Raw genomic sequence first — 24,511 nt, 5'->3', positions numbered from 1 at the left:
CCCTACGCCTACGAGCGGAGCTTTTAGCTTAGCCATTCGAGGGCGCCAGCCTGCAGGTCGGCCTCAGCGAACATTGGTCGCGTCGGACGCGAGGACTGCGACGCTTGGAAGCAGGCTGGAAGGAGTTGTTAACTCCTGCGAGTCACAAAGTGGCCACATTCCGTTAAGGTTTGAACGGTGCGACCATGATCTCGATGCTCTCCTCCCTGCGGCGTTCGCTGGAGATTTCCCTCGAAGCTGACGAGCTCGAACTGCAGTTCGGCCGCTCGGGGGCCATCGACTCGGTGTGCGAGCGGATCCTGCAGGCCGACCGCGGCGAGCGGCGCCGGCTCTACCGGCTGCACGACGAGCTGACGCGCCGCGACGCCATGGAAGACGAGGCGGTTCCGGGCGCCCAGACGCCGGCCGAAGTTCGTGACGAGCGGCTCGCCGCCTAGAAGAGATCCAGCTCCCCGGCCCCGTCGGCCTCGAAGACCTCCTGGGGCTTGCCGCCGAGGGCGGCCAGCATGCGATCGGCGACGGCGCTGAGCGTGATGTCGCTGAGCGCGAAATGGACGTCCACGGCCACGTCCTCAGAGACCTGACCGCCCACCTTCCGGGCGAAGGACGAGAGCGCCGAAAGCTGCTGGCTCAGCAGGTCGACCGCGTGCATCTCGCCGATGGCCCTGGCCTGATGCTCGGGCGGCAGGGTCGAGACCAGCTCTCCGATGGCGTTGTCCAGCAGGGTGCAGCGCGCGCCGGCGAGTTCCATCTCCCAGGCCAGAGCATCGAACGCGCTGGCCACGCTGGCCGGCAGACTCCCCTCGAGCCTTACGTGCGACGCCATCCACCCCTCCGCTTTGATCCGCATGAGGGGGCGGACATGCCTAATACCGGTTAAACCTGAGCCGGCCTGCGACGCCACGCCGCAGGGCAAGCTTGAGCGGAACAACCGGAAGGCTTGCGAGTTGTGCAGCTGCGGGCGCCATCACGGAGAGGGCGAATGACCATCGACGAAACCCGCGCCGAGGGCGCGGTCAACACCACTACCGGCAAGGTCCAGGACGCCATCGGCGCGCTGAAGGGCGACCTGAAGATGCAGGCCGAGGGCAAGATCCGCCAGGTCCGCGGCGCCGCCCAGCAGGCCTATGGCAAGGTCAGCGAGCAGGCCGAGGTCACCCGCTCCCAGGCGGACGAGTTCATCCGGACCCGGCCCTACGAGTCGGTGGCCATCGCGGCCGGCGTCGGGCTGCTGCTGGGCCTGCTGCTCCGCCGCTAGAAGCCGTCCTGGGCGACGACGGCGCTGACCGCGGCCTTCCTCAGGCGCACGCCCTTGTAGGTCGTCTCCTCGGCCTGCGGACTCGCGCCCAACTGGCGGGTCAGGTCACCCCAGCAGTCCTCGGGGACCAGCAGCACGAGGTTCTCGGTGCTGGGATAGGCGTCGAGCTCGCGCTCGACTTCTTCGCGAATGTCGAGGCTGCGAGGCTTGCCGGGGTCCCGCGCATCCAGGTGCGTGGGCGCCGGCGAATTGGGGTCGTTCATGAGGGGCCTCCGGCCCTCGAACTCCGAGGCCGAACTCCCGTTCCCGTTCAGCCACGGTTCAGCTACCCACGACGAGGGTGTCCGGACTGCGCCCGCGGCTCCTGCGCCGGACTGGCGGAAAGCTCGGGCGCATCCCATCTGAACGGGGATCAGTTCCCGTGTCTTCGGAGCCCTCGATGCGCACTCTCGTCCTCGCGGCGGCTGCGGCCCTGACCCTGGCGCCGGCCGCCTTCGCCGCCCCCCTGCCCCATGTCTCCAGCGTTTCCGTGACCATCGGCCCCGAGCTGCAGGAGAAGGCCGAGAAGACCTACGGCGTCCGCGACGTGCAGCGGCTCGCGGACGAGCTGCAGCGGGACGTCGAGCGCGAGCTCGCCCGCCGTGGCGGCCTCGGCGACGGCGGCCGCCTCGAGCTCGTCCTTGTTGACGCCAAGCCGAACCGGCCGACCTTCAAGCAACTCGGCGACACGCCCGGCCTGTCCTTCCAGAGCTTCGGCGTGGGCGGTGCGACCATCGAAGGTCGGGCCATCGCCGCCGACGGCACGGTCACCCCCGTCGGCTACCGCTGGTACGAGACCGACATCCGCCAGGCGGCCTATGGGTCGACCTGGTCCGACGCGGAGTGGACCATCGACCGCTTCGCCAGCCGCCTCGGCCGCGGCGAGGTTCTGGCTCAGCGATAGACGCACAGCCGCCATGCGGCGATAGCGCTTTACTTCCCTGCGGCGCGCGGTCAGATCGGCCTCGCGCCGCAGCCATTTTCAGGGGTCGCAATGCAGTCCGAACGGCGGTCCAGCTGGACCTTGGCGGCCATAGCCGGGCCCTGCCTGCCGATGGCCGGCCTGGGCCTGCCCCTGGTCGTCTACCTGCCCGAACACTACGCCAACGAGCTCGGCCTGCCGCTCGCGGCGGTCGGCCTGGCCTTCATGGGCGTGCGGCTGCTCGACATCCTGTTCGACCCCTTCATCGGCGGGGTGATGGACCGGACCCGCAGCCGGTTCGGCCGCTTCAAGCTGTGGTTCGCGATCGGCACGCCGATCGTCATGCTGGCCACCTACATGCTGTTCATGGCCCGGCCGCGCGTGGGGGTCGGCTACCTCTGGCTCTGGCTGCTGGTGATCTACGCCGGTTTCTCGATAACCACCCTGGCCCAGCTCGCCTGGGCGGCGGGCCTGTCGCCGAATTACGACCAGCGAAGCCGCATCTACGCCTGGTGGCAGGGCGGCAACGTGGTCGGGATCATCCTGGTGCTCACCCTGGCGCCGCTGCTCAGCGCGGTCGGGGTCAGCGGCGATGCGGCGGGCGTCGCGGCCATGGGCTGGTTCATCCTGGCGCTGATGCCGCTCACCGTCGGCCTGGCCATCGCCGCCGTGCCAGAGCAGGTGGTGACGCACGCGCCGCACAAGGCGGGGCTTGGCGAGTACCTGGCGCTGATCCGCCGCCCCAGCGTTTTCAAGCTGCTGCTGGCCGACCTCTTCGTCGGCACCGGCCCGGCGATCACCGGCGGTCTGTTCTTCTTCTACTTCGAGCGGGTGAAGGGCTTCGACCACGCCGCCGCCGGCACCCTGCTCTTGGTCTACTTCATCGGCGGACTCATCGGCGCGCCGATCTGGACGCGGATGGCCTTCAAGACCGGCAAGCACAGGGCGCTGGCCATCTCCGGGGTCTTCTACGCCATCGTCACCGGGGCGGTGTACTTCCTGCCGGCCGGCAACTACCTGGGCGCGGCGATCATGATGTTCCTGATCGGCCTGCCCTATTCGGCCGGCGCCTTCCTGCTCAGGGCCATGATGGCCGACATCGCCGACGAGGAGCAGCTGGCGAGCGGCGTCGACCGCACGGGCCTCCTCTTCGCGATCCTCTCGGGGACCGTGAAGATCGGCTCCGCCGCGGCCATCGGCATCACCTTCGTGGGCCTGGAGCTGATCGGCTTCGACGCCCGCACCGGCGGCGGCGACCAGGGCCTGGCCGGGCTGCAGGTGATGTTCCTCGTCCTGCCGATCCTCCTGGCCCTGCTGGCCAGCTGGATCATCCTGTCCTTCCCGCTGACCGCCGAGAAGCACGCCGAGATCCGTGCGGCTCTGGCCGAGCGCGACCTCGCCGAAGCGGCTCCCGAGATGGGCGCCGAGCCCAAGTTCGCCGAAGAGATCCATGCCACCGTCCGACCTGCCGAGTGAGCGGCCCATCGACCGGCTGCTGGCCATCATGGCCCGGCTGCGCGACCCGAAGGACGGCTGCGCCTGGGACCTGGAGCAGACCTTCGCCACCATCGCCCCCTACACGGTCGAGGAAGCCTACGAGGTGGCCGACGCCATCGAACGCGGCGACTTGAAGGACCTGAAGGAGGAGTTGGGCGACCTTCTCCTGCAGGTGGTCTTCCATGCCCGCATGGCCGAGGAACAGGGCGCCTTCGCCTTCGACGACGTGGCGAACGCCATCTCCGAGAAGATGATCCGCCGGCACCCGCATGTGTTCGGCGAGGCCGAGTTCCGCACCAGCGCCGAGCAGACCGCCGCCTGGGAAGAGGTCAAGGCCGCCGAGCGGGAGAAGAAGGGCCGCGCCGAGAGCCTGCTGGACGAGGTGCCCACCGGCCTGCCCGCCCTCACCCGGGCCGTGAAGCTCACCGGGCGGGCCGCCCGGGTCGGCTTCGACTGGCCGGACGCCGAGCACGTCATCGGCAAGCTGCACGAGGAGCTCGCCGAACTGCAGGCCGAGATCACCGCCGGCGATAAGGCCAAGATGCGCGACGAGCTCGGCGACATCCTGTTCGTGGTCGCCAACCTCGCCCGCAAGCTGGACCTGGAGCCCGAAGACGCGCTTCGCAGCTCCAACGCCAAGTTCGCCCGCCGATTCCGCTACATCGAGCAGCGGCTGAAGGAACGGGGGAAGACGCCGGCGCAGTCCGACCTCGCCGAGATGGACGCCCTCTGGGACGAGATCCGAGCGGCCGACAAGGGTGACAGGTAGGGCTTCGCCCAACCAGTCACCGGCGGCCCTCGGTGACTGGTTGCGCCGCAGGCGCTACCTGTCACCTCGCGCTATCTGATCGCCACCGGGTTCACCACCACCTGCACTGTGCCCGCGAACCGTGGCTGCCCCAGGACAAACAGGAACTCCTTCACCCCGTCCTTCACCAGCGGCTCGGTGTTGATGTTCTCCAGGATGTGGACGCCGTTCTTGGCGAGCAGCGTCTGGTGGACGGCGAACAGCTGGTCGGGCGCCGGCGCGGGCAGCGGCTCCAGCGCCAGGGTGTCGGCGCCGATCGCCACAACGCCCTTGTCGGCCAGCCACTGAGCGCCCTCGACGCCGAGCCCGGGCTCGCTGCTCGCGTACTTGGCCTTGTCGATGGGGATCATCCGCATCCAGCCGGTGTGGAACAGCACCACGTCGCCCTTGCCGATGGTCACCCCTTGCGCCTTCATCGCCGCCTCAATCTCGGCGCGGTTGAAGGCCTGTCCGGCCTCCAGGGGCTTGCCGAAATGGCGAACCATGTCGATCACCACGCCGCGGGTGACGATCGGCGGCCGGTCGGCGAAATCGAGCGTCTTGAACCCCTCCGGCGTGTTCAGCGCCTTGGCGTGCAGGCCGTTGTAGTAGCGGTGGTCGATCCCCAGGTGGCCGAAGCCGTCCATCTGGGTGCCGATCCCCATGCTGGTGGTCACCTTCTCGTCGTAGGCGGTGATCCGGTTCGGGCCGATGGGCGCCGGCTCCTGGCCGGGCGCCGGCGAGATCTCCGCCGTGTACTTGCGCTCTCCATAGGCCGGGCTATCCGGAGCGGTGGGGATGGCGAGAGAATAGACCTTCCCCTCCTTCACGAGACCCACGGCCCGCCGCACGCCTTCCGGCGACAGGTTGTTCAGCGCTCCCAGCGTGTCGTTCGGCCCGTACTTGGACGGATGCCAGGCCTCCTGCGCCCCTGCGGCCGTGCAGGCCAGCAGCGCGACCAGTCCCATACCCAGCGCGATGGTCTTCATGTGCAGCCTCCCTAAGCGTCGGAAAGCGTGTCACACCGCTTCTGACCGGCCAAGCTTTGGAGCTGCAAATGGGACAGGCGGACTGGCGGCTCCTGTTCGTCACCCACACCGAAGTGGTGATCGACCCGCATGCGCCCATCGAGAGCTGGCCGCTCTCAAAGGTCGGACGCGAGCGCATGAGCCGCTTCGCCGAGGCGCTCGCCGGCGCCGGCGTCACCGCCGTCTGGTCGAGCGCCGAGCGCAAGGCGATGGACGGGGCGCAGATCCTGGGCGAGCGCCTGCGCATTTCTCCGAAGGCCGACGCCGGCCTCGGCGAGAACGACCGCTCGGCGACCGGCTACATCGCGCCGCCGGAGTTCTGGGAGGTGGTGCGCGAGTTCTTCGCCCGGCCCGACGAGAGCATCCGCGGCTGGGAGACGGCCCGCGCCGCCCAGGCGCGGATCGTGGCGGCCGCAGAGCGCGTCCTGGCGGCCGAGCCGGCGGGCCGCGTCGTGGTCGTCTCTCACGGCGGCGTCGCGCGCCTGCTGAGCGCTCATGCCGAGGGTTGTGCGATCGGCGAGGAGGACAGGCCGACCCATCCTGGCGGCGGGTCGTACCGGCTGTTCGGGGGCGATCGGCTCCGCCCGCTCGGCCCGTGGCGGGACATCGAAAAGTTCGGGGACGGTGTCGGGGTCGGCCAGGTCCGTTCGTCCTAGGGCTGGAGACGCCGCCAGCCGGCGCAAGGAGAGGAAGTCATGAGACGCATCGTCGACGCCGTGTTCATCAGTCTGGACGGGGTCATCCAGGCCCCGGGCGGGCCGGAGGAGGATCCCACCGGCGGCTTCACCCACGGCGGATGGGTGGCGCCCTGGTTCGACGACAAGCTCGGCGAGCACATCGACCAGGTGATGAGCGATCCCTTCGACCTGCTGCTCGGCCGCAAGACCTACGAGATCTTCGCCGCCCACTGGCCCTACGCCGAGCCGGGCGACACCATCGGCGAGAAGTTCAAGACGCTGACCAAGTACGTCGCCACGCGCTCCCGCGAGCCGCTGGGCTGGGGCCCGGCCGTGGCGCTGCACGATGCCGCCGCCGATGTCGCGCGGCTGAAGCAGGAGGACGGCCCGACCCTGCTGATCCAGGGTAGCAGCGAGCTCGTCCAGACCCTGCTCGAGGCCGACCTGATCGACGAGCTGCACCTCATCCAGATCCCGGTCCTGCTCGGCAAGGGCAAGAGCGTGTTCAGCGACCGGACCAGGCCGGGCGCGATGAAGCACACCGGAACCAAGGTCACGACCACGGGCGTGGTGATCAGCAGCTACCTGCGCGCGGGCGAGGTGCAGACCGGCTCGTTCGAGTTCGAGACTCCGACCGACGCCGAGCTGGCCCGCCGTGAGAAGATGAAGCGGGAGGGCTGAGAAGAGGCGGGCGGGGTGACAGGTAGCGCCGTCCCGGCGCAACCAGTCACCTGACCGTCGGTGACTGGTTGGGCGCAAGCCCTACCTGTCACCTTGCCCAGCCAGCGGCCGTATCGACTCGGCGCGCCCTGGCCGCGCGGCGTCAGTGCCGCAGCTGCGCGTTCGGGAACAGTCGCTCGAACTGCCCCAGCGCGGCCGAGGAGAGCCGGACGGCGACGCGGGTCGCCCCGTCCGGCTCGACCTCGCGCTCCAGCACCCGGCCGTGGCGGTAGAGCCAGGCGATGGCCGCGCCGTCGCTGGGCGGCAGGCGGGCCTCCACCGGCTCCTCGTCGTCCACCAGCCGGGCGATCTGCTCGAGCAGCTCGGGCACCCCCTCCCCCGTCGCGGCGGAGACCACGATGGCGGGCGGATGGTGACGGCGGGCGTCGCCGGCCAGGCGCTCGCGGGCGTCCTCGGGAACGAGGTCCAGCTTGTTCCAGACCTCGAGGATCTGACGGTCCTCCAGGTCCACGTCGAGGCGGTCGAGCACCGTGCGCACGTCCTCGGCCTGGGCCTCGCTCTCCTCGCTGGCGATGTCGCGGACGTGCAGGATGACGTCGGCCTCGCGGACCTCCTCGAGGGTGGCGCGGAAGGCTTCGACCAGCTCGTGCGGCAGGTCGGAGATGAAGCCCACGGTGTCCGACAGGATGGCCGGGCGCCCGTCCGGCAGCTTCAGCATCCGCAAGGTCGGGTCGAGAGTGGCGAACAGCAGGTCCTCGGCCAGCACCTCAGAGGCGGTCAGCCGGTTGAACAGGGTCGACTTGCCGGCGTTGGTGTAGCCCACCAGCGCCACGGTCGGGTGCGGGACCCGCTTGCGGGCGGCGCGCTGAAGGTCGCGGGTGCGGCGCACCTCGGCGAGCTCGCGCTTCAGCCGGCCGATCTTCTCGGCCAGTATCCGCCGGTCGCTCTCGATCTGGGTTTCGCCGGGGCCGCCCATGAACCCGAAGCCGCCGCGCTGCCGCTCCAGGTGGGTCCAGGTGCGGACAAGGCGCGAGCGTTCGTAGGAGAGCCGGGCGAGCTCCACCTGCAGGCGGCCTTCGCGGGTGCGGGCCCGTCGGGCGAAGATCTCCAGGATCAGGCCGGTGCGGTCGATGACCTTGGCCTTCCAGGCCTTCTCCAGGTTCCGCTGCTGGACGGGCGAGAGGTGGTCGTCGACCACCACCACGTCGGCTTCCAGCGTCTCCACCAGCCGGCCGATCTCCTCGACCTTTCCGGAGCCGAACAGCGTCGCCGGGGTCGGCCGCCGGAGCGGCGCGACGATCCCCTGGCGGACCTCCAGGTCGAGGGCCGCGGCCAGGCCCTCGGCTTCGTCCAGGCGCGCGTCAGCGGTGCGGGAGGACGAGGCGCCCTCCCGCATCGGGTGGATCACGAGGGCGCCTTGGACCGGCGCTTCGTGCTCGATCAGTTGACTCAATCGGCCTCGTCTTCCGCCGGCTCGTACAGCTGCACGGGCTGGGCCGGCATGATGGTGGAGATGGCGTGCTTATAAACGAGCTGGGACTGCCCATCGCGCCGCAGCAGGACGCAAAAATTATCGAACCAGCTCACCACGCCCTGCAGCTTGACCCCGTTGACCAGGAAGATGGTCAGGGGCGTCTTGGCCTTGCGGACGCTGTTGAGGAAGGTGTCCTGCAGGTTCTGTTTCTTGTCGCTCATCGGCTTGTCGCCCTTTTCTCATTCAATCGGGGCGCAAAGCGGCGCCCCACACACGCAAGTTGACGCTAGTCCGGCTTTGATGACGGCCGCAATCGCGGAGGATGGTTATCAGAGCGCGGTGGCTCGCGCGCGCTCGATATAGAGGCGGCGCAGCCGTGTCGCCACAGGCCCCGGCGCTCCGTCGCCGACTTTCTGGCCGTCGATAGAGACCACGGGCAGCACAAGCGAGCCGGCCCCCGTAACGAAGACCTCCTTGGCGGACTTCGCCTCCTCGACCGTGAATGGCCGTTCCTGGAACGGCAGCCCGGTCTCGGCGATCACGTCCATCAGGGTCCGGCGGGTGATGCCGCGCAGGATGTTGGCGTTGGTGTCGCGGGTGCGGAGGACGCCGTCCTGGTCGAGGATCCAGGCGTTGGAGGCCGCGCCCTCGGTGATCATCCCCAGCTCGTCGACGAACAGGGCCTCATAGGCGCCGGCCTCCTTGGCCTGCTGGCGGGCCAGCGCATTGGGCAGCAGGCCCACGGTCTTGATGTCGCAACGGCCCCACCGGTTCTCGGCCACGGTGACGACGCCGACGCCCTTGGCGGCCTTGGCCTCCACGGCGGCCCGGTCGAGGCTCTTGGCGGTGATCACCACGGCCGGCGCGACGTCGTCGCCAGGAAAGGCGTGGTCGCGCGGAGCCACGCCGCGGCTGACCTGCAGGTAGATCAGGCCCTCGCGCACGCGGTTGCGCCGCAGCGCCTCGCGCATGACCATCTCCAGCGCCCGCCGGCTCATCGGCTGGCGGATCTTCAGTTCGCCGAGGCTGCGTTCGAGGCGGGCGAAATGCCCTTCGGCGTCGGCCAGCCGGCCGTCCATCACCGCCCAGACCTCGTAGACCGCGTCGGCCAGCTGGTAGCCCCGGTCCTCGATGTGGACCGCCGCGTCTCGATGGGGAACGAACCGGCCATTCACATAGGCGATACGCCCCATCAGTCGACGTCCTCCGTTTCCAGGGCCCGCGCGCCGGACAGGCCCAGCGACTTCAGCTTGCGGTGCAGGGCCGAGCGCTCCATGCCGATGAAGGCGGCGGTGCGCGAGATGTTGCCCGAGAAGCGCAGCATCTGGGCGTTCAGGTACTCGCGCTCGAACACCTCGCGGGCCTCGCGCAGCGGCAGGGCGATGATCTTCTCGGTGCCGATCAGCGACTGGCTCTCGGAGACCGACGCCTCGGCCGGCAGCATGTCGGCGCTGATCGGCGTGCTCGGATCGCCCGAGGCCAGGATCAGCATCCGCTCCACGTTGTTGCGCAGCTGGCGCAGGTTGCCCGGCCAGTCGCGCACCTGCAGCGTCGCCAGGGCGTCGTCGGCCAGGGTCCGCTTGGGCAGGCCGGTCGCCTCGCAGATGCGGGTGATGAAGTCGGAGAGCAGCTCGGGGATGTCCTCGCGCCGCTCGGCCAGGCCCGGCACGTTCACCGGCACCACGTTCAGGCGGTGGAACAGGTCCTCCCGGAACCGCCCGGCGGCGATCTCGGCCCGCAGGTCGCGGGAGGTGGAGGAGACCACCCGCACGTCCACCTGCACGTCCGCGTCGCCGCCCACACGGCGGAAGCGCTGCTCGACCAGCACCCGCAGGATCCGGCTCTGCGTCTCCTTCGGCATGTCGGCCACTTCGTCGAGGTAGAGGGTGCCGCCGTGGGCCCGCTCGAACACGCCGATCTTGTGCGGCCGGCCGCCGTCGCCTTCCTCGCCGAACAGCTCGGAATCCACCCGCTCAGGGGTCATGCCGGCGGCGCTGATGACCACGAACTCGTTGCGCCCGCGCGGGCTAGCCGCATGGATCAGCCTGGCGACCGTCTCCTTGCCCGAGCCCGGCGGGCCCGAGATCAGCACCCGGCTGTTGGCGGCGGCCAGCTTGGCGATCATCTGGCGCAGCTGCTGGGCGGCCATGGAGCGGCCGATGAAGCCTTCCGGCGTGATCGCCTGGGCCCGCAGCCGGCGGTTCTCGCGCCGCAGGTTGGCCGCCTCGAGCGCCCGCTCGACGACCAGCAGCAGACGGTCGGACTTGAACGGCTTTTCCAGGAACTCGTAGGCGCCGCGCTTGATGGCCGAGACGGCCGTCTCGATGTTGCCGTGGCCCGAGATCATGATGACCGGCAGGTCCGCATCGAGGCTCTTCACCAGATCCAGCAGCTCCAGCCCGTCCAGGCCGCCGCCCTGCATCCAAATGTCGAGGATCAGCAGGGCCGGGTTGCGGGCCTTGATGGCCGCCAGCGCCTCTTCGGAATTGGCCGCCGTCCGGACCTTGTAGCCCTCGTCGGACAGGATGCCGGCCACGAGCTCGCGGATGTCCGCCTCGTCGTCGACCACCAGAACGTCAGCCGCCATGTCTCACCCTACCGCCTCTTCGCCGGCGGCCCGCTCGGACGCAGGCCCCGCCGCCGTCCGCACGCTGGCCGGAAGTCTCAAAGTCACCCGCGCCCCCTGCCCGGACGCCGCATCGGAGAGAATCAGCTCACCCCCATGGTCCTCCAGGATTCGCTTGACGATGGCCAGACCAAGGCCGGTGCCCTTTTCCCGTGTGGTCACGTAGGGCTCGGTCAGCCGGTGACGGTCCTTGGCCGGCAGGCCCACGCCGTCGTCCTCGACGACGAAGGCCACGCCATCGTCGTCGGAGACCAGCTCGGCGGTGATCTGCCCCTTGGTCTTGCCCGCGCCGGCGATCGCCTCGGCGGCGTTCTTCAGCACGTTGGTCAGCGCCTGGGCCAGCATCCGGCCGTCGGCCAGGATGGAAACCTCGGGCGCCGGCTCCTTCAGCTCGACTTTCAGGTCGGGCGAAGCCACCCGCTGGGCGAAGACGGCCGCGCGGATCAGCTCGGCGGCATCCTGCTTGGCGAACTTCGGCGCCGGCATCCGGGCGAACCCGGAGAACTCGTCCACCATCCGCCCGATGTCGCCGACCTGGCGCACGATGGTGTCGATGCAGCGGTCGAAGATCTCCAGGTCGTCCGGCGGGGCGGTCTTGCGGTATTTGCGCCGAAGCCGCTCGGCCGACAGCTGGATGGGGGTCAGCGGGTTCTTGATCTCGTGAGCGATGCGGCGGGCGACGTCGCTCCAGGCGGCGTTGCGCTGGGCCACCACCAGCCGGGTGATGTCGTCGAAGGTCAGCACCAGGCCGCCCTCGCTGCGCCGGGCCCGGACGCGCAGGCGACGGCTGTCGCGGCCGCGCAGCAGGTCGACCTCGGCCTCGCCCTCGCCGGCGCTGGCCGCCTGCTGGGCGATCTCGGCGAACTCGGGCGCGACCTGGGCCAGCGGCGAGCCGCGCGCCTCGTCCGGGGCAAGGCCCAGCAACGCGGCGGCCTGCCGGTTGGCGGCCGAGATCCGCCCCTCCCCGTCCAGGCCGATGACCCCGGCGCTGACCTCAGACAGCACCGTCTCGATGAACTGCCGGCGCTCCTCGGCCTCTTCCCGGGCGCGGCTCAGCGCGCCCTGCTGGGCCTGCAGGTCGTGAGTCATGGAGTTGAAGGCGCGCGAGAGGACGGCGATCTCTTCCGGGTCCTTCTCGGCGTCGACCCGGGCGGTCAGGTCGCCGGCCGCGACCCGGCCGGCCGCCTGCACCAGCCGGCCCACCGGCCCCGAGAAGGCGTTGGCCGCCGAGACGCCCAGCCAGACGGCGCCGATCAGCACCAGCAACGCCGTCTCGAAATAGCTGAGCGCGAACACCGCCTGGATTTCGCCGCGGCTCTCCTCGGCCTCGCGGTAGGCCACCAGCGAGTCCTGCGCCTCGCGCAGGTACTGGAACATCTCCTCGTCCACCGGCCGGACAACGTAGAGGTAGGCCCCGCCGAAGCCCTGCAGCTGGAACAGGGCCCGCATGGAGTCGGCGTTGGCGAAGTCGGCGATGAAGATCTCGCCCTGGTCGGCGGAGGCGAAGGCCTGGGCGCTGGGCGTGACGAACTCGGGCGCGCTCTCCGCCTCGGCGCGGGCCAGCACGCGTCCCTGCCGGTCGATGAGATAGACGGCCAGGAAGCCGCGGTAGCCGGCCTGGGTGGCCAGGAAGTCGTTGAAGCTGGCCGGGTCGGCCGCGAGCGCCGGCTCGGCGCCCCGCAGGTCCCCGGCCATCTGCGACATGTTCTCCTGGACGTAGGTGGTCTGGCTCTCGATGTAGGTGCGCGCCACGTTGGCCGAGTTCTCGACGACCGTCTGCACCCGCGGGCTGAACCAGTTCTCCAGGCCGCGAGAGACCAGCACGCCGAAGAAGATGGCCACGATCACCGCCGGCACCACGGCGGCCAGGGCGAACAGGGTGACGAACCGAAGGTGCAGCCTGGCGCTGGCGTCGCGCGAGCGGGCCACGAGCAGGCGGGCGAGTTGCAGGCCGATGACCCCGGCCAGCGCCAGGATCAGGATCAGGTTGAGGCCGAGCAGCGAGAAGAGGCCGCCGATCAGGTCGTCGACGGGGCCGGTGGCGGGGGGCGAGGCGGCCAGGAACACCGCCACGGCGGTGAGCCCCGCGGCGAGCGCGAAGCCGCCGCCGAACAGGTAGCCGGACTGCAGGAGGCGCCAGAGTTTGCCCCGACGCGAATCCTCAGGTCCACCGCTGAGGGCCATGGACGCCATTGACGGACCCTAGGCCGAACTGTGCCCCAAACTCAACAGCGTGTGGCCCTGATGCGTCAGCGCCGGCCCCGCGTCATCTCGACGCCCAGATCCTGGATCTTCTTGCGCAGGGTGTTGCGGTTGAGCCCGAGGATCTCGGCGGCCCGCACCTGGTTGCCGCGGGTGGCGCTGAGCGTGAGCTGGATCAGCGGCCGCTCCACCTCTTCCAGCACCCGGTCGTAGAGGCCGGCCGGCGGGACGCCGTCGGGCTGGGTGGCGAAGTAGCCGGACAGGTGTCGTTCCACGAGCTGGGCCAGGGTCGGCGGTCCCTCCTGGCCGGCCACCTGCGGGGTGTGGTCGGCGAGCTCGCGCTCGATCATCCGCGCGCTGATGCACTCCTCGGCGTAGAGGGCGCAGATGCGGCGGATGAGGTTCTCCAGCTCGCGCACGTTGCCCGGCCAGGCATGCAGCTTCAGCCGCTCCAGGGCGCTCTGGTCGATGGTCTTGGCCGGCAGCCCCTCGCGGGCGGCGCGCAGCAGGAAGGCGCGCGCCAGGTCCGGGATGTCCTCCACCCGGTCGCGCAGCGGCGGCATGCGGATGGGCGCGACGTTCAGCCGGAAGAACAGATCCTCGCGGAACAGCCCCTGCTGGATGTGGGCCCGCAGGTCGCGGTTGGTGGCGGCGATGATCCGCACATTCGGCCGCCGTCCGGTCTTCGGGTTCAGCGCCGGCTCGGTGCCGTCGATCACCCGCAACAGGCGCGTCTGGGCGTCCAGCGGCATGTCGCCGATCTCGTCCAGGAACAGGGTGCCGCCATCGGCCTCGAGCAGCTTGCCGTAGTCGCCCTCGTCGCGGCCGAACAGCTCGGCCTCGACCCGCTCGCGCGGCACCGCGGCCAGGTTGATGACCACGAACTTGCCGTCCTTGCGCCGGCCCATGTCGTGCAGGGCCCGGGCGACCAGCTCCTTGCCCGAGCCGCTCTCGCCAAGGATCAGCACCGTCAGGTCCGCGCCGACCAGCCGGGCGATGGTGCGGTAGACGTCCTGCATCGGGCCGGAGCGGCCGATCAGCGGCAGCCGCTCGTCGCGCACCGCCCGCGCCTGGGCCTTGGCCGCCTCGGAGTCGGCCGGCCTGGCCAGCGCCCGGCGGGCCGTTGCGGTCATGTCGTCCAGGTCGAACGGCTTGGGGATGTAGTCGAAGGCGCCGATCTCGGCCGCGTTCACCGCCGTGTGCAGGGTGTTCTGCGCGCTCATCACGATGACCGGCAGCTTGGGGCGCTCCTTGCGGATGCGGGGCAGCACGTCGAACACGTTCTCGTCCGGCATGACGACGTCGGTGACCACCAGGTCCCCCTCGCCTTCCGAGACCCACTTCAGCAGCGTCGAGGCGTTGCCGGTGGCCCGCACCTGGTAGCCCAGGCGGCTGAAGGCCTGGCTGAGCACCAGCCGGATCGACGAGTCGTCGTCGGCGATGAGGATCTTCTTGGCGGCGGCGTTCATGCGGCGTCCCCCGGGGCGATGGGCAGGAGCACACGGAAGACGGTGCGTCCGGGCTCGGATTCGAAGTCGATCAGGCCGCCGTGGCCGGCGACCAGCTTGGCGACCAGCGCCAGGCCCAGGCCCGCGCCGTGCGACTTGGAGCTGACGAAGGGCTGGAACAGGCTCTCGCGCAGGTGGTCGGGCACGCCGGGGCCGTTGTCCTGCACCTTCACCTCCAGCGGCGCGCCCCGCAGGTTCTGGCCCTTGGCCGCGCGCACCCGCACGCCGTGGCGGTAGGCGGTGGTGATGGAGATCTCGCCGCGGCCGTCGCCCCGCGCATGGGCGGCTTCGGCGGCGTTCTTCACGAGGTTGAGGAAGACCTGAATCAGCTGGTCCTCGTCCCCCCAGGTCGGCGGCAGCGAGGGGTCGTAGCTCTCCTTCAGGGCCAGGCCGTCGGCGACGCCGTTGGCGGCCAGGGCCCGCACCCGGTCCAGGATCTGGTGGATGTTCAGCGGCTGCAGGTCCGGCGGGGCGTCGTCGGAGAAGGCCTCCATCCGGTCCACCAGCCGGCGGACCCGGTCGGTCTCGTCGACGATCAGCTGGGCGAGCGGGGCGTCCTCCGCCTTGGCGCCGGTCTTGAGCAGCTGGGCCGCGCCGCGGATGCCGGCCAGCGGGTTCTTGATCTCGTGCGCGAGCATACGGCCGAGGCCGATGATCGAGCGCAAGCCGGCCGCGTCCTGTCCCCGGTCGGCGGCGAGCGGACCGCGGACGTGCAGGATCAGCAGCACCGAGCCGTCGCCCAGCGGGGCTGCGGCCCCGTCCGCCTCGAACGGCGGCAGGCCGAACAGCGAGATGGCCAGCCCCCACTCGCGCACCGGCCCGTCCTCGGCGATCGCCCGCTCCAGCAGCGAGACCAGCGCCGAACCGGGCGGCAGGGCGGCGGCGAAGCGGCCGCGGGCGAGTAGCCCCAGCCCCTGGCCGAACAGCGTCTGGGCCGCCTCGTTGACCGCCGACAGCTCTCCGTCCGGCCCGATCACCAGCGCCGGCTCCGGGCTCAGCTCGAAAGCCGCCAGCTTGAGCCGGTCGAGGTCCGCGCCGGGGCGCGAGGGTCGGGACATGGTCATGCGGCCAGCCTTTCAGGCTCGCCCAGCCAGAGGGCGGCCAGGCCGGCCTCCACTTCGGCAGGGTCTTCGAGACGGCACAGGGCGGCGCGGGCGGCGCGGCGGGCCTCGGGCGAGGTCGGCTGCGGCGCCTGTTCCACATAGGCGGCCAGGTGCTTGCGGAAGATCTTCAGGCCCAGGCGCGGCCCGTAGAAGGCCAGGCTCTCGCGGAAGTGGGCGATCGCGATGTCGTATCGCTGTGCGCCCGTCGGCTGCTCGAAAGGCCGGCCGTCGAGCTCGGCTTCGATCTGGGCGGCGATCCACGGGCGGCCGTAGACGCCGCGGCCGACCATGACGCCGTCGGCCCCCGAGAGCTCCAGCGCGCGGCGGGCGGTGTCGCCGTCGACGATGTCGCCGTTGACGATCACCGGCACCGAGACCGCCGCCTTCACCGGCGCGACCGCGGCCCAGTCGGCGTGGCCCTTGTAGAACTGGCAGCGGGTCCGGCCATGGACGGTGACCGCCTTGGCGCCCAGGGCCTCGGCCCGGGCGGCGAGCTCGGGCGCGTTGCGGGAGTCGTCGTCCCAGCCCAGGCGCATCTTCACGGTCACCGGCACGTCGACGGCGCGCACCGCCGCATCGATCAGCTCGGCCGCCAGCTCGGGCTCGCGCATCAGGGCCGAGCCGCACTGGACGCCGGTCACTTCCTTGGCCGGGCATCCGAAGTTGAGGTCGATGATCTGCGCGCCGGCCTGGGCCGCCAGTTCGGCGCCCTTGGCCATGGCCGCGGGGTCGCGCCCCACCAGCTGCACGACCATCAACGGCAGGCCCTCGCCGACCGCAGCCCGGCGGACCACGTCCGGCCGGCCCTTCGCGAACTCGACCGAGGCGACCATCTCGGTGGCCACATAGGCCGCCCCGAGGCGGCTCGCCGCCTTGCGGAACGGCAGGTCGGAGACCCCGGTCATCGGGGCGATCCACACCCGCCCGGCGATCTGTACGCCCCCGACGTCGAGTATGTTGCTCATTTTCTAGTCAATCCCACAGCATCGTTTTTAGGCAGATTGTGCGGCGCAGTAAAGCCCCACTTTCCGGGCCGCCGTGCTACACACCCGCGCCATGAGTTTCACCGGCCTCATCGTCGCCGCCGGATCGGGCCTGCGCGCCGGCCCCGGCGGCCCCAAGACCCTGCGCGCCGTGGCCGGCCGGCCGGTGCTGCGCTGGTCGGCCGAGGCGCTGCTCGCCGCCGGCGCCCGCGAGCTGGTCGTCGCCGTCTCGGACGAAACGCGCGACGCGGCCGAGGCGGCCCTGGCCGGCCTCGGCGCCTGGCGCACCGTGCTCGGGGGGGCGACCCGCGCGCTCTCCGTTCAGGCCGGCCTGGCCGCCATCGACGCCCCTGACGACGAGCCGGTGCTGATCCACGACGCCGCCCGCCCGTTCTTAGAGGCGCGCCATGTCGCGGAGCTCTTGTCTGCGCTCGAGAGCGCCGACGGGGCCGTCCCGGCCCTGCCCGTCGCCGACACCCTGAAGCGCGCCCGGGACGAGCGGGTCGAAGCCACCGTCCCGCGGGACGGGCTGTTCCGGGCCCAGACGCCGCAGGCGTTCCGCGTGGCGCAAATCCGCAGCGCCTACGCCGCCTGGGCGGGCCCGGACGAGCCCACTGACGACGCCGCCGTCGTCGAGCGCGCCGGCGGGCGCATCGCCCTGACGGCGGGCGATCCGCGGCTGATGAAACTCACCTATCCGGAGGACTTCGCCATGGCCGAGCTGCTGGCGGGCGCGGCCCGCATCGTCCGGGTCGGCCAGGGGATCGACGCCCACCGCTTCGGTCCCGGCGACCGCCTCTGGCTGTGCGGCGTCGAGATCGCCCACGACCAGGGGCTGGTCGGCCACTCCGACGCCGACGCGGGCCTGCACGCCCTCACCGACGCCCTGCTGGGCGCGGTCGGCGACGGCGACATCGGCCAGCACTTCCCGCCGTCGGACCCGCAATGGCGCGGCGCTTCGTCCGACCGCTTCCTGCGCCACGCCGCCGAACGCATCGCCGGCCGCGGCGGGCGCATCCTGGCGGTGGACGTCACCCTCGTCTGCGAACGCCCCCGCATCGGCCCCCACCGGGACGCGATGCGCGCCCGCATCGCCGAGATCCTCGACCTGCCGCTGGACCGCATCAGCGTGAAGGCCACAACGACCGAAGGCATGGGCTTCACCGGCCGTGGCGAAGGCCTGCTGGCCCAGGCCGTGGCGACGGTGGAGACGCCGGCCTAGGGCAGCCAGTCCATCCGCGACTTCATCTGGGCGTAAAGCGCGCCCGGCAGGTTGGTGTAGTCGTCGGTCCAGGGGCGCACGCCCGCATCGTCGATCGCCGACCATCTCGGATCGTTGCGGTAGGGGGCGAGCGCCTCGGGCGTCTTGCCGGCGATCATCGCCTCAACGCTGGAGGCCCACATCAATGGGTTGCTCTGGTCGTGATAGTAGACCTGCATCAACCCCTGCCCGCCCGCGGCCTTGACGACGGCGGCGGCCGGCTCGGCGAGCGCCAGGTTGCGGTTCGACAGGTGCAGGATCAGCACGCCGTCCGGCTTCAGTCGATCGAGATAGCTCCTCACCGCCTCGACGGTGAGCAGGTGGGCCGGCACGGCGTCGGACGAGAAGGCGTCGATCAGCAGGATGTCGAACTTGTCCTTCGGCTCCTTCTGGAGCGTCAGGCGCGCGTCGCCGATGACATAGTCGATCCGCCCTTCGGCGCAGGTGGAGATGTAGGTGAAGTTCTTCGGGTCGGTGGCGATCCGTTTCACCAGCGGGTCGATCTCGTAGAACGTCAGAACATCGCCCGGCCGGGTGTAGGCCGAGACCGCGCCGGTCCCCAGGCCGACCGCGCCGATGGTCAGCGGATGCGGCTTCTCGCGCCCGGCCAGGAACACCTGCCCGATGGGCGTCTCCAGGGCGTAGTAGGTGAACGGCCGGCAGTCGTAGTCGGGATGGGTCGCCTGGGCCCCGTGCATGGTGGTGCCGTGGGACAGCATCTTGACCACGCCGACCCCAGGCACCGGCATCTGCGACTGGCGCAGGACGCCGAAGAAGCTGCGCCAGCTCTGCCGGGTGTCGACCCGGTCGCCGACCAGCTCGGCGGCCACCGAGATGGCTCCGATCAGCGCGAAGAACAGCAGGGCCCGGCCGCTGTTGATCAGCGCGCAGAGCGCCACGATCCCCAGCAGCAGCTTGACGTTCTCGTCGAACCCCTCGGACTGGACGATGATCCCCGCCGCATAGGCCGCCGCGATCCCCACCAGGAAGACGAACCAGCGCCAGAGGGCGATGCGGCCGCCCCACGGCCGGGCCAGGCATCCCAGCACCAGCATCAGCGGGTACTCATAGACGCTCGGGAAGATCACCGGGGCGGCGAAGGCGTTGAACGCCCCGCCCAGCACGCCGCCCAGCGACATGTAGAAGTAGAACTCGGTCAGCCGCTCCGGCGCCGGCCGCAGCGAGACCAGCCGCTGGTGGCAGATCAGGGCGGTGAAGAAGAAGGCCGCCAGATGGACGGCCATCTGGAGCAGGAAGTTGGAGGTCTTGAACGGCAGCATGGCCGCGCAGGCCGCGACGGCGATGGCGTGGAGGACGAGCGCCACGCCGGGCGAGATCGCCGGCTTCTCCGAGAAGGCGATGATGAAGGTGGCCAGGTAGAGCGCCAGCGGCAGCACCCACAGGAAGGGCGCCGAGGCGACGTCGGTGGTCAGGTGGGTCGTGACCCCCAGCATGAGGCTGGACGGCACGCCGGCGAGCGCCATCCAGGCCAGGCGCCTGGGCCAGCTCGCCGGCGGCGCGGCCGGGAGCTCGGCGCTGGCCGTCGGCGCCTCCGCGGCGCTGCGGCCAGCGCGGAAGGCCAGAGCGCTCATCAGCAGGGCGAAGGCGACGTACCCCAGGCTCCAGCCGTACCTCTGGCCCTGCACGGTCGTGGTGGGCTCGATGATCAGCGGGTAGGCCAGCAGGGCGATCAGGCTGCCCAGGTTGCTGGCGGCGTAGAGGACATAGGGCTCGGGCCCGCCCTGGGCGCGGAACACGCGCGCATGCCAGGCCTGCACCAGCGGCGCCGTCGCCGACAGCACCGCGAACGGCGCGCCGATGGAGAGCGCCAGCACGGCCAGCAGCCAGAGGCTCGGATGCTCCGAGCTCGGCGGCCCCGCCAGCTCGCTGACGCGGAGCGGCAGCGCCAGGGCCGCGACGAGCAGCGCCGCGGCATGGATCATCGCCTGTCGCCGCACCGAACTCACCCGCTGCAGCAGGTGGGCGTAGCCGTAGCCGGCCAGCAGCGCCGCCTGGAAGAAGGCGATGGAGGTGTTCCACACCGACGGCGAACCGCCGAGCAGCGGCAGCACCAGCTTGGCCACCATCGGCTGGACCATGAACACCAGCCCCGCGCTCGCGAACACCGTCACCGCGAACAGCGCGGGCGAGATCGATGCGGCCGGCTTCGCGCCGGCTTCAATGACTGTCATGGGCGTCCGGGGGCTTGAATCTGCGGCGGAGCCGATGTTGTGGTCTGGCTTTGCGCTTGCCTAGCGCCTGTGGGAGCCGTCGGAAATGTTTTCCCTGGAGATCGTGACCCTGGCGCGGCTGCTGATCGACGAGGCGCGGGAGCGGTCCTTGCGCATCGTCACCGCCGAAAGCTGCACCGGCGGCCTCGTCGCCGGCGCCATCTGCTCCGTCGCCGGAGCGTCCGACGTCTTCGAGCGGGGCTTCGTCGCCTACACCAACCGCGCCAAACAGGAGCTGCTGGGCGTGCCCGGCGACCTGATCGCCGACCTCGGCGCCGTCTCCGAACCGGTGGCCCGGATGATGGCCGAAGGCGCCCTGGAGAACTCCAACGCCCACCTGGCGGTCTCGGTGACCGGCATCGCCGGCCCCGGCGGCGGCACCCCGATGAAGCCGGTGGGCACCGTCCACATCGCCACCGCCCGCTCCAATCAGGCGCTGATGCACAAGGCCGAGCTGTTCGACGGCGAGACCCGCGAGGAGATCCAGTTGGCCGCAGTCCAATCGGCCCTGCAGGCCCTGCGCGACCGGATCAGCTGAGGGATCGTGGCGGCGATGGGTGACAGGTAGGGCATGCGCCCAACCAGTCACCGACGCTCTCCGGTGACTGGTGCGCCGGCACGGCGCTACCTGTCACCCCGCACTTCGGCTACTGCGCCGCTTGCGCGCTGGCGCCATAGAGCTTCTTCGCCCGGGCCTCGAAGCAATGCATCAGCCGGTCCACCGCATGGTGGAAGTTGGCGGCCAGCAGGGTCTCGAGGATGCGGGACTTGAAGGCGAACTCGATGTGGAACTCGACCCGCGTCCCGCCCGGGTCGGGATAGAAGGCCCAGTTGTTCACCAGCGTGTGGAACGGCCCGGAGATCAGGTTCACGTCGATGCGCTTCAGCATCGAATCGCGCCGCACACGGGTGGAGAACCGCTCGTTCAGCAGCTTGAAGCCGACGGTGGCCTCGGCGTCGAGGGTGTCGATCCCCGGCGCCGCCTCGCGGGCGTTCCAGGTCCGCATGGCCTTGATCCAGGGCACGAATTCCGGATAGGCGGCCACGTCGCCGACCAGCTTGAACAGCTGCTCGGGCGTGTAGGGCAGCACCTTCACCAGGTCGTGGCGCAGCGGCTTCAAGCGGCCGCTTCCCTGGCCCGGCGCGCGGCCTGCAGGCGGGCGAAGTCCTCGCCGGCGTGGTGGGAGGAGCGGGTCAGCGGGCTGGCCGAGACCATCAGAAAGCCCTTGGCCTTGGCGATCTCCTCCAGGGCCTTGAACTCGTCCGGATGCCAGAACCGGTCGATGGGCGCGTGCTTGCGCGTCGGCTGCAGGTATTGGCCGATGGTGATGAAGTCGACGCCGGCCGAACGCATGTCGTCCATCACCTGCATCACCTCTTCCTTGGTCTCGCCGAGGCCGACCATCAGGCCGGACTTGGTGAACTGGACCGGGTCCTGCTCCTTCACCCGCTCCAGCAGCCGCAGCGAGTGGTAGTAGCGCGCGCCGGGACGGATCGAGAGGTAGAGCCGCGGCACGGTCTCCAGGTTGTGGTTGAACACATCGGGCCGCGATTCGATCACCACCTCGGGGGCCGCGCCCTTGCGGTGGAAGTCCGGCGTCAGGATCTCGATGGTCGTGGCCGGCGACGCGGCGCGGATCGCCCGCACCACAGCGGCGAAGTGGGCGGCGCCGCCGTCGGCCAGGTCGTCCCGGTCGACCGAGGTCACCACCACGTGCTTCAGGCCCATCTTGCGGACCGCCTCGGCGACCCGCTCGGGTTCGGAGGGATCCAGCGGCCCCGGCTTGCCGGTCGCCACGTTGCAGAAGGCGCAGGCCCGCGTGCAGATCTCCCCCATGATCATGAAGGTGGCGTGGCTCTGGCTCCAGCACTCGCCGATGTTCGGACAGGCCGCCTCCTCGCAGACCGTGGTCAGGCGGTTGGCCCGGACGATGTCGCGCGTGGCGGAATAGCCGGGCGAGCCGGGCGCGCGCACGCGCAGCCACTCGGGCTTTCGAAGCAGCGGGCTGTCGGGCCGGTTCTGCTTTTCGGGGTGTCGGGGCCGCGGTTGGCCCACGGTGTCGATGACGACGGCCATGAGGGCTTAAATCGTCGCTCAAGGCGGGCCGATCAATCCCCTACGTCGTCACGGCCCCGCCGCCGGCTCCCACAGCTCGATGGGGTTGCCCTCGGGGTCGTGGATCCTCGCAAAGCGGCCGACCTGCGGATCGTCCCACTCGGCGCGGGTCTCGGCGTCGATTCCGGCCGCGCGGAGCTGCGCCAGCAGCGCGTCCAGATCGCCGACGCGGAAGTTCATCATCCACTGCTTGTCCGCGGGGAAGTAGTCGCTGTCGGCCTTGAACGGCGCGAAGACGGTGGGCCCAGCCGCCTGCGACCAGATCGCCTCGCCGCCAGTAATCCCGAGGTGCTCTTCATACCAGCGCGCCAGACCCTGGGGATCCCTGGCCCGGAAGAACACGCCGCCGACGCCGACCACCTTTTCCATCCCGCCTCCGACCTCACGGTCTGTAACGCTTCTTTTCATCCTATCACGCGAGCGATAGGTTCTCGCCAACGCGAAAACACGGCCGAAGCGCCGGGAGGAAAGTCCTCTTGCCCCACGCCTTCAATCCGAAGGACAGCGAACGCTCGGTGTTCGACGCGCTCCTGGAAGCGAGCGCGCGATTCGGCGCCAAGAAGCCGATCCTGGAGGACCAGGAGCGGAATCCCCTCTCCTACCTCGACCTGATCCGCGCGAGCTTCGCGCTGGGCCGCAAGCTCGCCGCGATGACCGAGAAGGGCGAGCGGGTCGGGGTCATGCTGCCGTCGAGCGCCGGCGGCGTCGTGACCTTCTTCGCCCTGCACGCGTTCGGCCGCATCCCCACCATGCTGAACTTCACGGCCGGGATCCGCAGCCTGAAGTCGGCCTGCGAGCTGGCGGGGGTGAAGCGGGTGCTGACCTCCCACCGCTTCGTCGAGCAGGGCAAGCTTCACGACCTGATCGACGCCCTCGAGCCCATTGCGGCCATCACCTACCTGGAGGACGTGCGCAACACGGTGGGAATGGCCGACAAGCTGTTCGCCGCCGCGGCCGGCGCCTTCCCCAAGCAGTTCCGGGTTGCGACCAGGCCATCCGACCCCGGCGTCATCCTGTTCACCTCCGGCAGCTTCGGCGCCCCCAAAGGGGTGGTGCTCAGCCAGTCCAACCTGATCGCCAACGTGCGCCAGATCGAGGCCCACATCGAACTCGATCCGGCCTGGGTGATGTTCAATCCGCTGCCGGTGTTCCACTGCTTCGGCCTCACCGGCGGCGTACTGCTGCCGATCCTGACGGGCATGAAGGCGTTCCAGTACCCCTCGCCCCTGCATGTGAAGCAGATCCCGCCGCTGGTGAAGGACTCCAAGGCCTCGATCCTGCTGGCCACCGACACCTTCGTGAACCAGTACGCCCGCGCCGCCGAGCGGGACGAGCTCTCGGGCCTGCAGTTCGTCGTCTGCGGCGCCGAGAAGGTGCGCGAGGAGACCCATAACCTGATCACCGAGCGGTTCGGGCCGATCCCCCTGCTGGAGGGCTACGGCGCGACCGAGGCCTCGCCGGTGATCGCGGTGAACAAGCCCACCGACAACCGCCGCGGCACCGTCGGCGGCCTGCTGCCCGGCATGGAGACGCGGCTCGAGCCGGTCGAGGGCATCCCCGGCGGCGGCAAGCTGCTGGTGCGCGGCCCGAACGTGATGGCCGGCTACCTGGCGCCGGGCGGGACCATCGAGCCCCCGGCGGGGGGCTGGCACGACACCGGCGACGTGGTCTCGATGACCGAGGACCAGTGGATCACCATCCTCGGGCGGGTGAAGCGCTTCGCCAAGGTGGGCGGCGAGATGATCTCGCTGACCGCCGCCGAGGACCTGGCGGTCTCCGTCTGGCCGGACTGCCGCCACGCGGTCATCGCCATGCCGGACCCGAAGAAGGGCGAGCGGCTGGTGCTGGTCACCGACCGGCGCGACGCCGACCCGGCCCCCCTGCTCGCCCACGCCCAGGCGATCGGCGCGCCGGAGATCGCGGTGCCGCGCAAGATCATCCGCGTGCCGGAGGTCCCCGTCCTCGGCACCGGCAAGACCGACTACGTGGCCGTCGAGCGCATGGCCAAGGCCGAGGGCAACAGCCGGGCGGCCTAGCCGAGGGATCGAAGCACGGCCTTGTGCGTCTTAGGAAAGCGGCGCCTTATGGCTCCGCCTGAGTTTGGGATCCCTCCAGCCG

At 70.5% G+C, this 24,511-nt stretch carries 25 protein-coding genes; 10 read left to right on the top strand and 15 right to left on the bottom strand.

Going from position 1 to position 24,511, the window contains the following annotated elements:
• Positions 1-185 precede the first annotated feature (185 nt).
• Positions 186-437, top strand: a complete 252-nt coding sequence (locus tag ACFSC0_RS16430; RefSeq protein WP_377281949.1) for a hypothetical protein — start codon at positions 186-188, stop codon at positions 435-437.
• Here the strand turns inward: ACFSC0_RS16430 and ACFSC0_RS16425 are convergent.
• Complete coding sequence (locus ACFSC0_RS16425) at positions 434-826, bottom strand: hypothetical protein (protein ID WP_377281948.1); 393 nt, start codon at positions 824-826, stop codon at positions 434-436. The two genes, ACFSC0_RS16430 and ACFSC0_RS16425, sit on opposite strands and share 4 nt — an antisense overlap.
• A 156-nt stretch (positions 827-982) precedes the next feature.
• Here ACFSC0_RS16425 and ACFSC0_RS16420 point away from each other — a divergent pair, with 156 nt between their 5' ends.
• Positions 983-1,258 carry a CsbD family protein gene (locus ACFSC0_RS16420; protein ID WP_377281947.1) on the top strand — a complete coding sequence of 92 codons (276 nt, stop codon included), beginning with the start codon at positions 983-985 and terminating at the stop codon, positions 1,256-1,258.
• Here ACFSC0_RS16420 and ACFSC0_RS16415 read toward each other — a convergent pair.
• On the bottom strand, positions 1,255-1,521 hold the full coding sequence (locus tag ACFSC0_RS16415) for a hypothetical protein (protein WP_377281946.1): 267 nt from the start codon (positions 1,519-1,521) through the stop codon (positions 1,255-1,257). The two genes, ACFSC0_RS16420 and ACFSC0_RS16415, sit on opposite strands and share 4 nt — an antisense overlap.
• A 176-nt stretch (positions 1,522-1,697) precedes the next feature.
• On the opposite strand from ACFSC0_RS16415, the gene ACFSC0_RS16410 reads away from it, so the two are divergent.
• From ACFSC0_RS16410 to mazG, 3 genes are all read left to right on the top strand, one after another.
• Entirely contained in the window at positions 1,698-2,201 is a 504-nt protein-coding gene (locus ACFSC0_RS16410) for a hypothetical protein (protein ID WP_377281945.1), read from the top strand.
• A 90-nt stretch (positions 2,202-2,291) separates the two neighbouring features.
• Positions 2,292-3,695: an MFS transporter gene (locus ACFSC0_RS16405; protein ID WP_377281944.1), complete on the top strand. Its 1,404-nt coding sequence runs from the start codon at positions 2,292-2,294 to the stop codon at positions 3,693-3,695.
• On the top strand, positions 3,670-4,485 hold the full coding sequence (gene mazG, locus ACFSC0_RS16400) for a nucleoside triphosphate pyrophosphohydrolase (protein WP_377281943.1): 816 nt from the start codon (positions 3,670-3,672) through the stop codon (positions 4,483-4,485). The genes ACFSC0_RS16405 and mazG overlap by 26 nt, the downstream gene beginning before the upstream one ends.
• A 71-nt stretch (positions 4,486-4,556) precedes the next feature.
• Here mazG and ACFSC0_RS16395 read toward each other — a convergent pair whose 3' ends face one another.
• Positions 4,557-5,492 (bottom strand): cyclase family protein, encoded by a 936-nt coding sequence (locus tag ACFSC0_RS16395; RefSeq protein ID WP_377281942.1) that lies wholly within the window; start codon positions 5,490-5,492, stop codon positions 4,557-4,559.
• Positions 5,493-5,560: 68 nt separating this feature from the next.
• Between ACFSC0_RS16395 and ACFSC0_RS16390 the strand changes: the two genes are divergently transcribed.
• Entirely contained in the window at positions 5,561-6,187 is a 627-nt protein-coding gene (locus tag ACFSC0_RS16390) for a histidine phosphatase family protein (protein ID WP_377281941.1), read from the top strand.
• Positions 6,188-6,226: 39 nt separating this feature from the next.
• Entirely contained in the window at positions 6,227-6,889 is a 663-nt protein-coding gene (locus ACFSC0_RS16385) for a dihydrofolate reductase family protein (protein ID WP_377281940.1), read from the top strand.
• A gap of 142 nt (positions 6,890-7,031) precedes the next feature.
• Here the strand turns inward: ACFSC0_RS16385 and hflX are convergent, their stop codons facing one another.
• The 8 genes from hflX to dusB form a co-directional block, all read right to left on the bottom strand.
• The gene (gene hflX / locus ACFSC0_RS16380) at positions 7,032-8,285 is read right to left on the bottom strand and encodes a GTPase HflX (RefSeq protein ID WP_377282276.1); all 1,254 of its coding nucleotides are present in this window, start codon (positions 8,283-8,285) and stop codon (positions 7,032-7,034) included.
• Between the two features lie 53 nt (positions 8,286-8,338).
• Positions 8,339-8,584: an RNA chaperone Hfq gene (hfq, locus tag ACFSC0_RS16375; protein WP_320356252.1), complete on the bottom strand. Its 246-nt coding sequence runs from the start codon at positions 8,582-8,584 to the stop codon at positions 8,339-8,341.
• Between the two features lie 108 nt (positions 8,585-8,692).
• On the bottom strand, positions 8,693-9,556 hold the full coding sequence (locus tag ACFSC0_RS16370; RefSeq protein WP_377281939.1) for a D-amino-acid transaminase: 864 nt from the start codon (positions 9,554-9,556) through the stop codon (positions 8,693-8,695).
• Positions 9,556-10,950 (bottom strand): nitrogen assimilation response regulator NtrX, encoded by a 1,395-nt coding sequence (gene ntrX / locus ACFSC0_RS16365; protein WP_377281938.1) that lies wholly within the window; start codon positions 10,948-10,950, stop codon positions 9,556-9,558. The genes ACFSC0_RS16370 and ntrX overlap by 1 nt, the downstream gene beginning before the upstream one ends.
• Before the next feature lie 3 nt (positions 10,951-10,953).
• On the bottom strand, positions 10,954-13,182 hold the full coding sequence (locus tag ACFSC0_RS16360) for a sensor histidine kinase NtrY-like (protein WP_377281937.1): 2,229 nt from the start codon (positions 13,180-13,182) through the stop codon (positions 10,954-10,956).
• A 56-nt stretch (positions 13,183-13,238) separates the two neighbouring features.
• A complete protein-coding gene (gene ntrC, locus ACFSC0_RS16355; RefSeq protein ID WP_377281936.1) occupies positions 13,239-14,660 on the bottom strand; it encodes a nitrogen regulation protein NR(I) in 1,422 nt (473 codons plus the stop codon).
• Positions 14,657-15,763, bottom strand: a complete 1,107-nt coding sequence (locus tag ACFSC0_RS16350) for a two-component system sensor histidine kinase NtrB (protein ID WP_377281935.1) — start codon at positions 15,761-15,763, stop codon at positions 14,657-14,659. The genes ntrC and ACFSC0_RS16350 overlap by 4 nt, the downstream gene beginning before the upstream one ends.
• Complete coding sequence (gene dusB / locus ACFSC0_RS16345) at positions 15,760-16,767, bottom strand: tRNA dihydrouridine synthase DusB (protein WP_377281934.1); 1,008 nt, start codon at positions 16,765-16,767, stop codon at positions 15,760-15,762. The genes ACFSC0_RS16350 and dusB overlap by 4 nt, the downstream gene beginning before the upstream one ends.
• Before the next feature lie 91 nt (positions 16,768-16,858).
• On the opposite strand from dusB, the gene ACFSC0_RS16340 reads away from it, so the two are divergent.
• Positions 16,859-18,007: a bifunctional 2-C-methyl-D-erythritol 4-phosphate cytidylyltransferase/2-C-methyl-D-erythritol 2,4-cyclodiphosphate synthase gene (locus tag ACFSC0_RS16340; RefSeq protein WP_377281933.1), complete on the top strand. Its 1,149-nt coding sequence runs from the start codon at positions 16,859-16,861 to the stop codon at positions 18,005-18,007.
• Here the strand turns inward: ACFSC0_RS16340 and ACFSC0_RS16335 are convergent.
• The gene (locus ACFSC0_RS16335; protein WP_377281932.1) at positions 18,004-20,238 is read right to left on the bottom strand and encodes a spermidine synthase; all 2,235 of its coding nucleotides are present in this window, start codon (positions 20,236-20,238) and stop codon (positions 18,004-18,006) included. The two genes, ACFSC0_RS16340 and ACFSC0_RS16335, sit on opposite strands and share 4 nt — an antisense overlap.
• An 85-nt stretch (positions 20,239-20,323) precedes the next feature.
• Here ACFSC0_RS16335 and ACFSC0_RS16330 point away from each other — a divergent pair, with 85 nt between their 5' ends.
• The gene (locus tag ACFSC0_RS16330) at positions 20,324-20,815 is read left to right on the top strand and encodes a CinA family protein (RefSeq protein WP_377281931.1); all 492 of its coding nucleotides are present in this window, start codon (positions 20,324-20,326) and stop codon (positions 20,813-20,815) included.
• Positions 20,816-20,924: 109 nt separating this feature from the next.
• Here the strand turns inward: ACFSC0_RS16330 and ACFSC0_RS16325 are convergent, their stop codons facing one another.
• The 3 genes from ACFSC0_RS16325 to ACFSC0_RS16315 are packed head-to-tail and all read right to left on the bottom strand — an operon-like array spanning position 20,925 to position 22,762.
• Complete coding sequence (locus tag ACFSC0_RS16325; RefSeq protein ID WP_377282275.1) at positions 20,925-21,389, bottom strand: type II toxin-antitoxin system RatA family toxin; 465 nt, start codon at positions 21,387-21,389, stop codon at positions 20,925-20,927.
• Positions 21,390-21,394: 5 nt separating this feature from the next.
• Positions 21,395-22,354: a lipoyl synthase gene (gene lipA / locus ACFSC0_RS16320; RefSeq protein ID WP_377281930.1), complete on the bottom strand. Its 960-nt coding sequence runs from the start codon at positions 22,352-22,354 to the stop codon at positions 21,395-21,397.
• A gap of 48 nt (positions 22,355-22,402) precedes the next feature.
• Positions 22,403-22,762 carry a VOC family protein gene (locus ACFSC0_RS16315; protein WP_377281929.1) on the bottom strand — a complete coding sequence of 120 codons (360 nt, stop codon included), beginning with the start codon at positions 22,760-22,762 and terminating at the stop codon, positions 22,403-22,405.
• A gap of 107 nt (positions 22,763-22,869) precedes the next feature.
• Here ACFSC0_RS16315 and ACFSC0_RS16310 point away from each other — a divergent pair, with 107 nt between their 5' ends.
• Positions 22,870-24,429 carry an AMP-binding protein gene (locus ACFSC0_RS16310; RefSeq protein ID WP_377281928.1) on the top strand — a complete coding sequence of 520 codons (1,560 nt, stop codon included), beginning with the start codon at positions 22,870-22,872 and terminating at the stop codon, positions 24,427-24,429.
• Positions 24,430-24,511 lie beyond the last annotated feature (82 nt).

This window comes from Phenylobacterium terrae (genome assembly GCF_042681205.1).
GTDB lineage: Bacteria > Pseudomonadota > Alphaproteobacteria > Caulobacterales > Caulobacteraceae > Phenylobacterium > Phenylobacterium terrae.
This window is presented reverse-complemented; position numbering and strand designations above follow the sequence as displayed.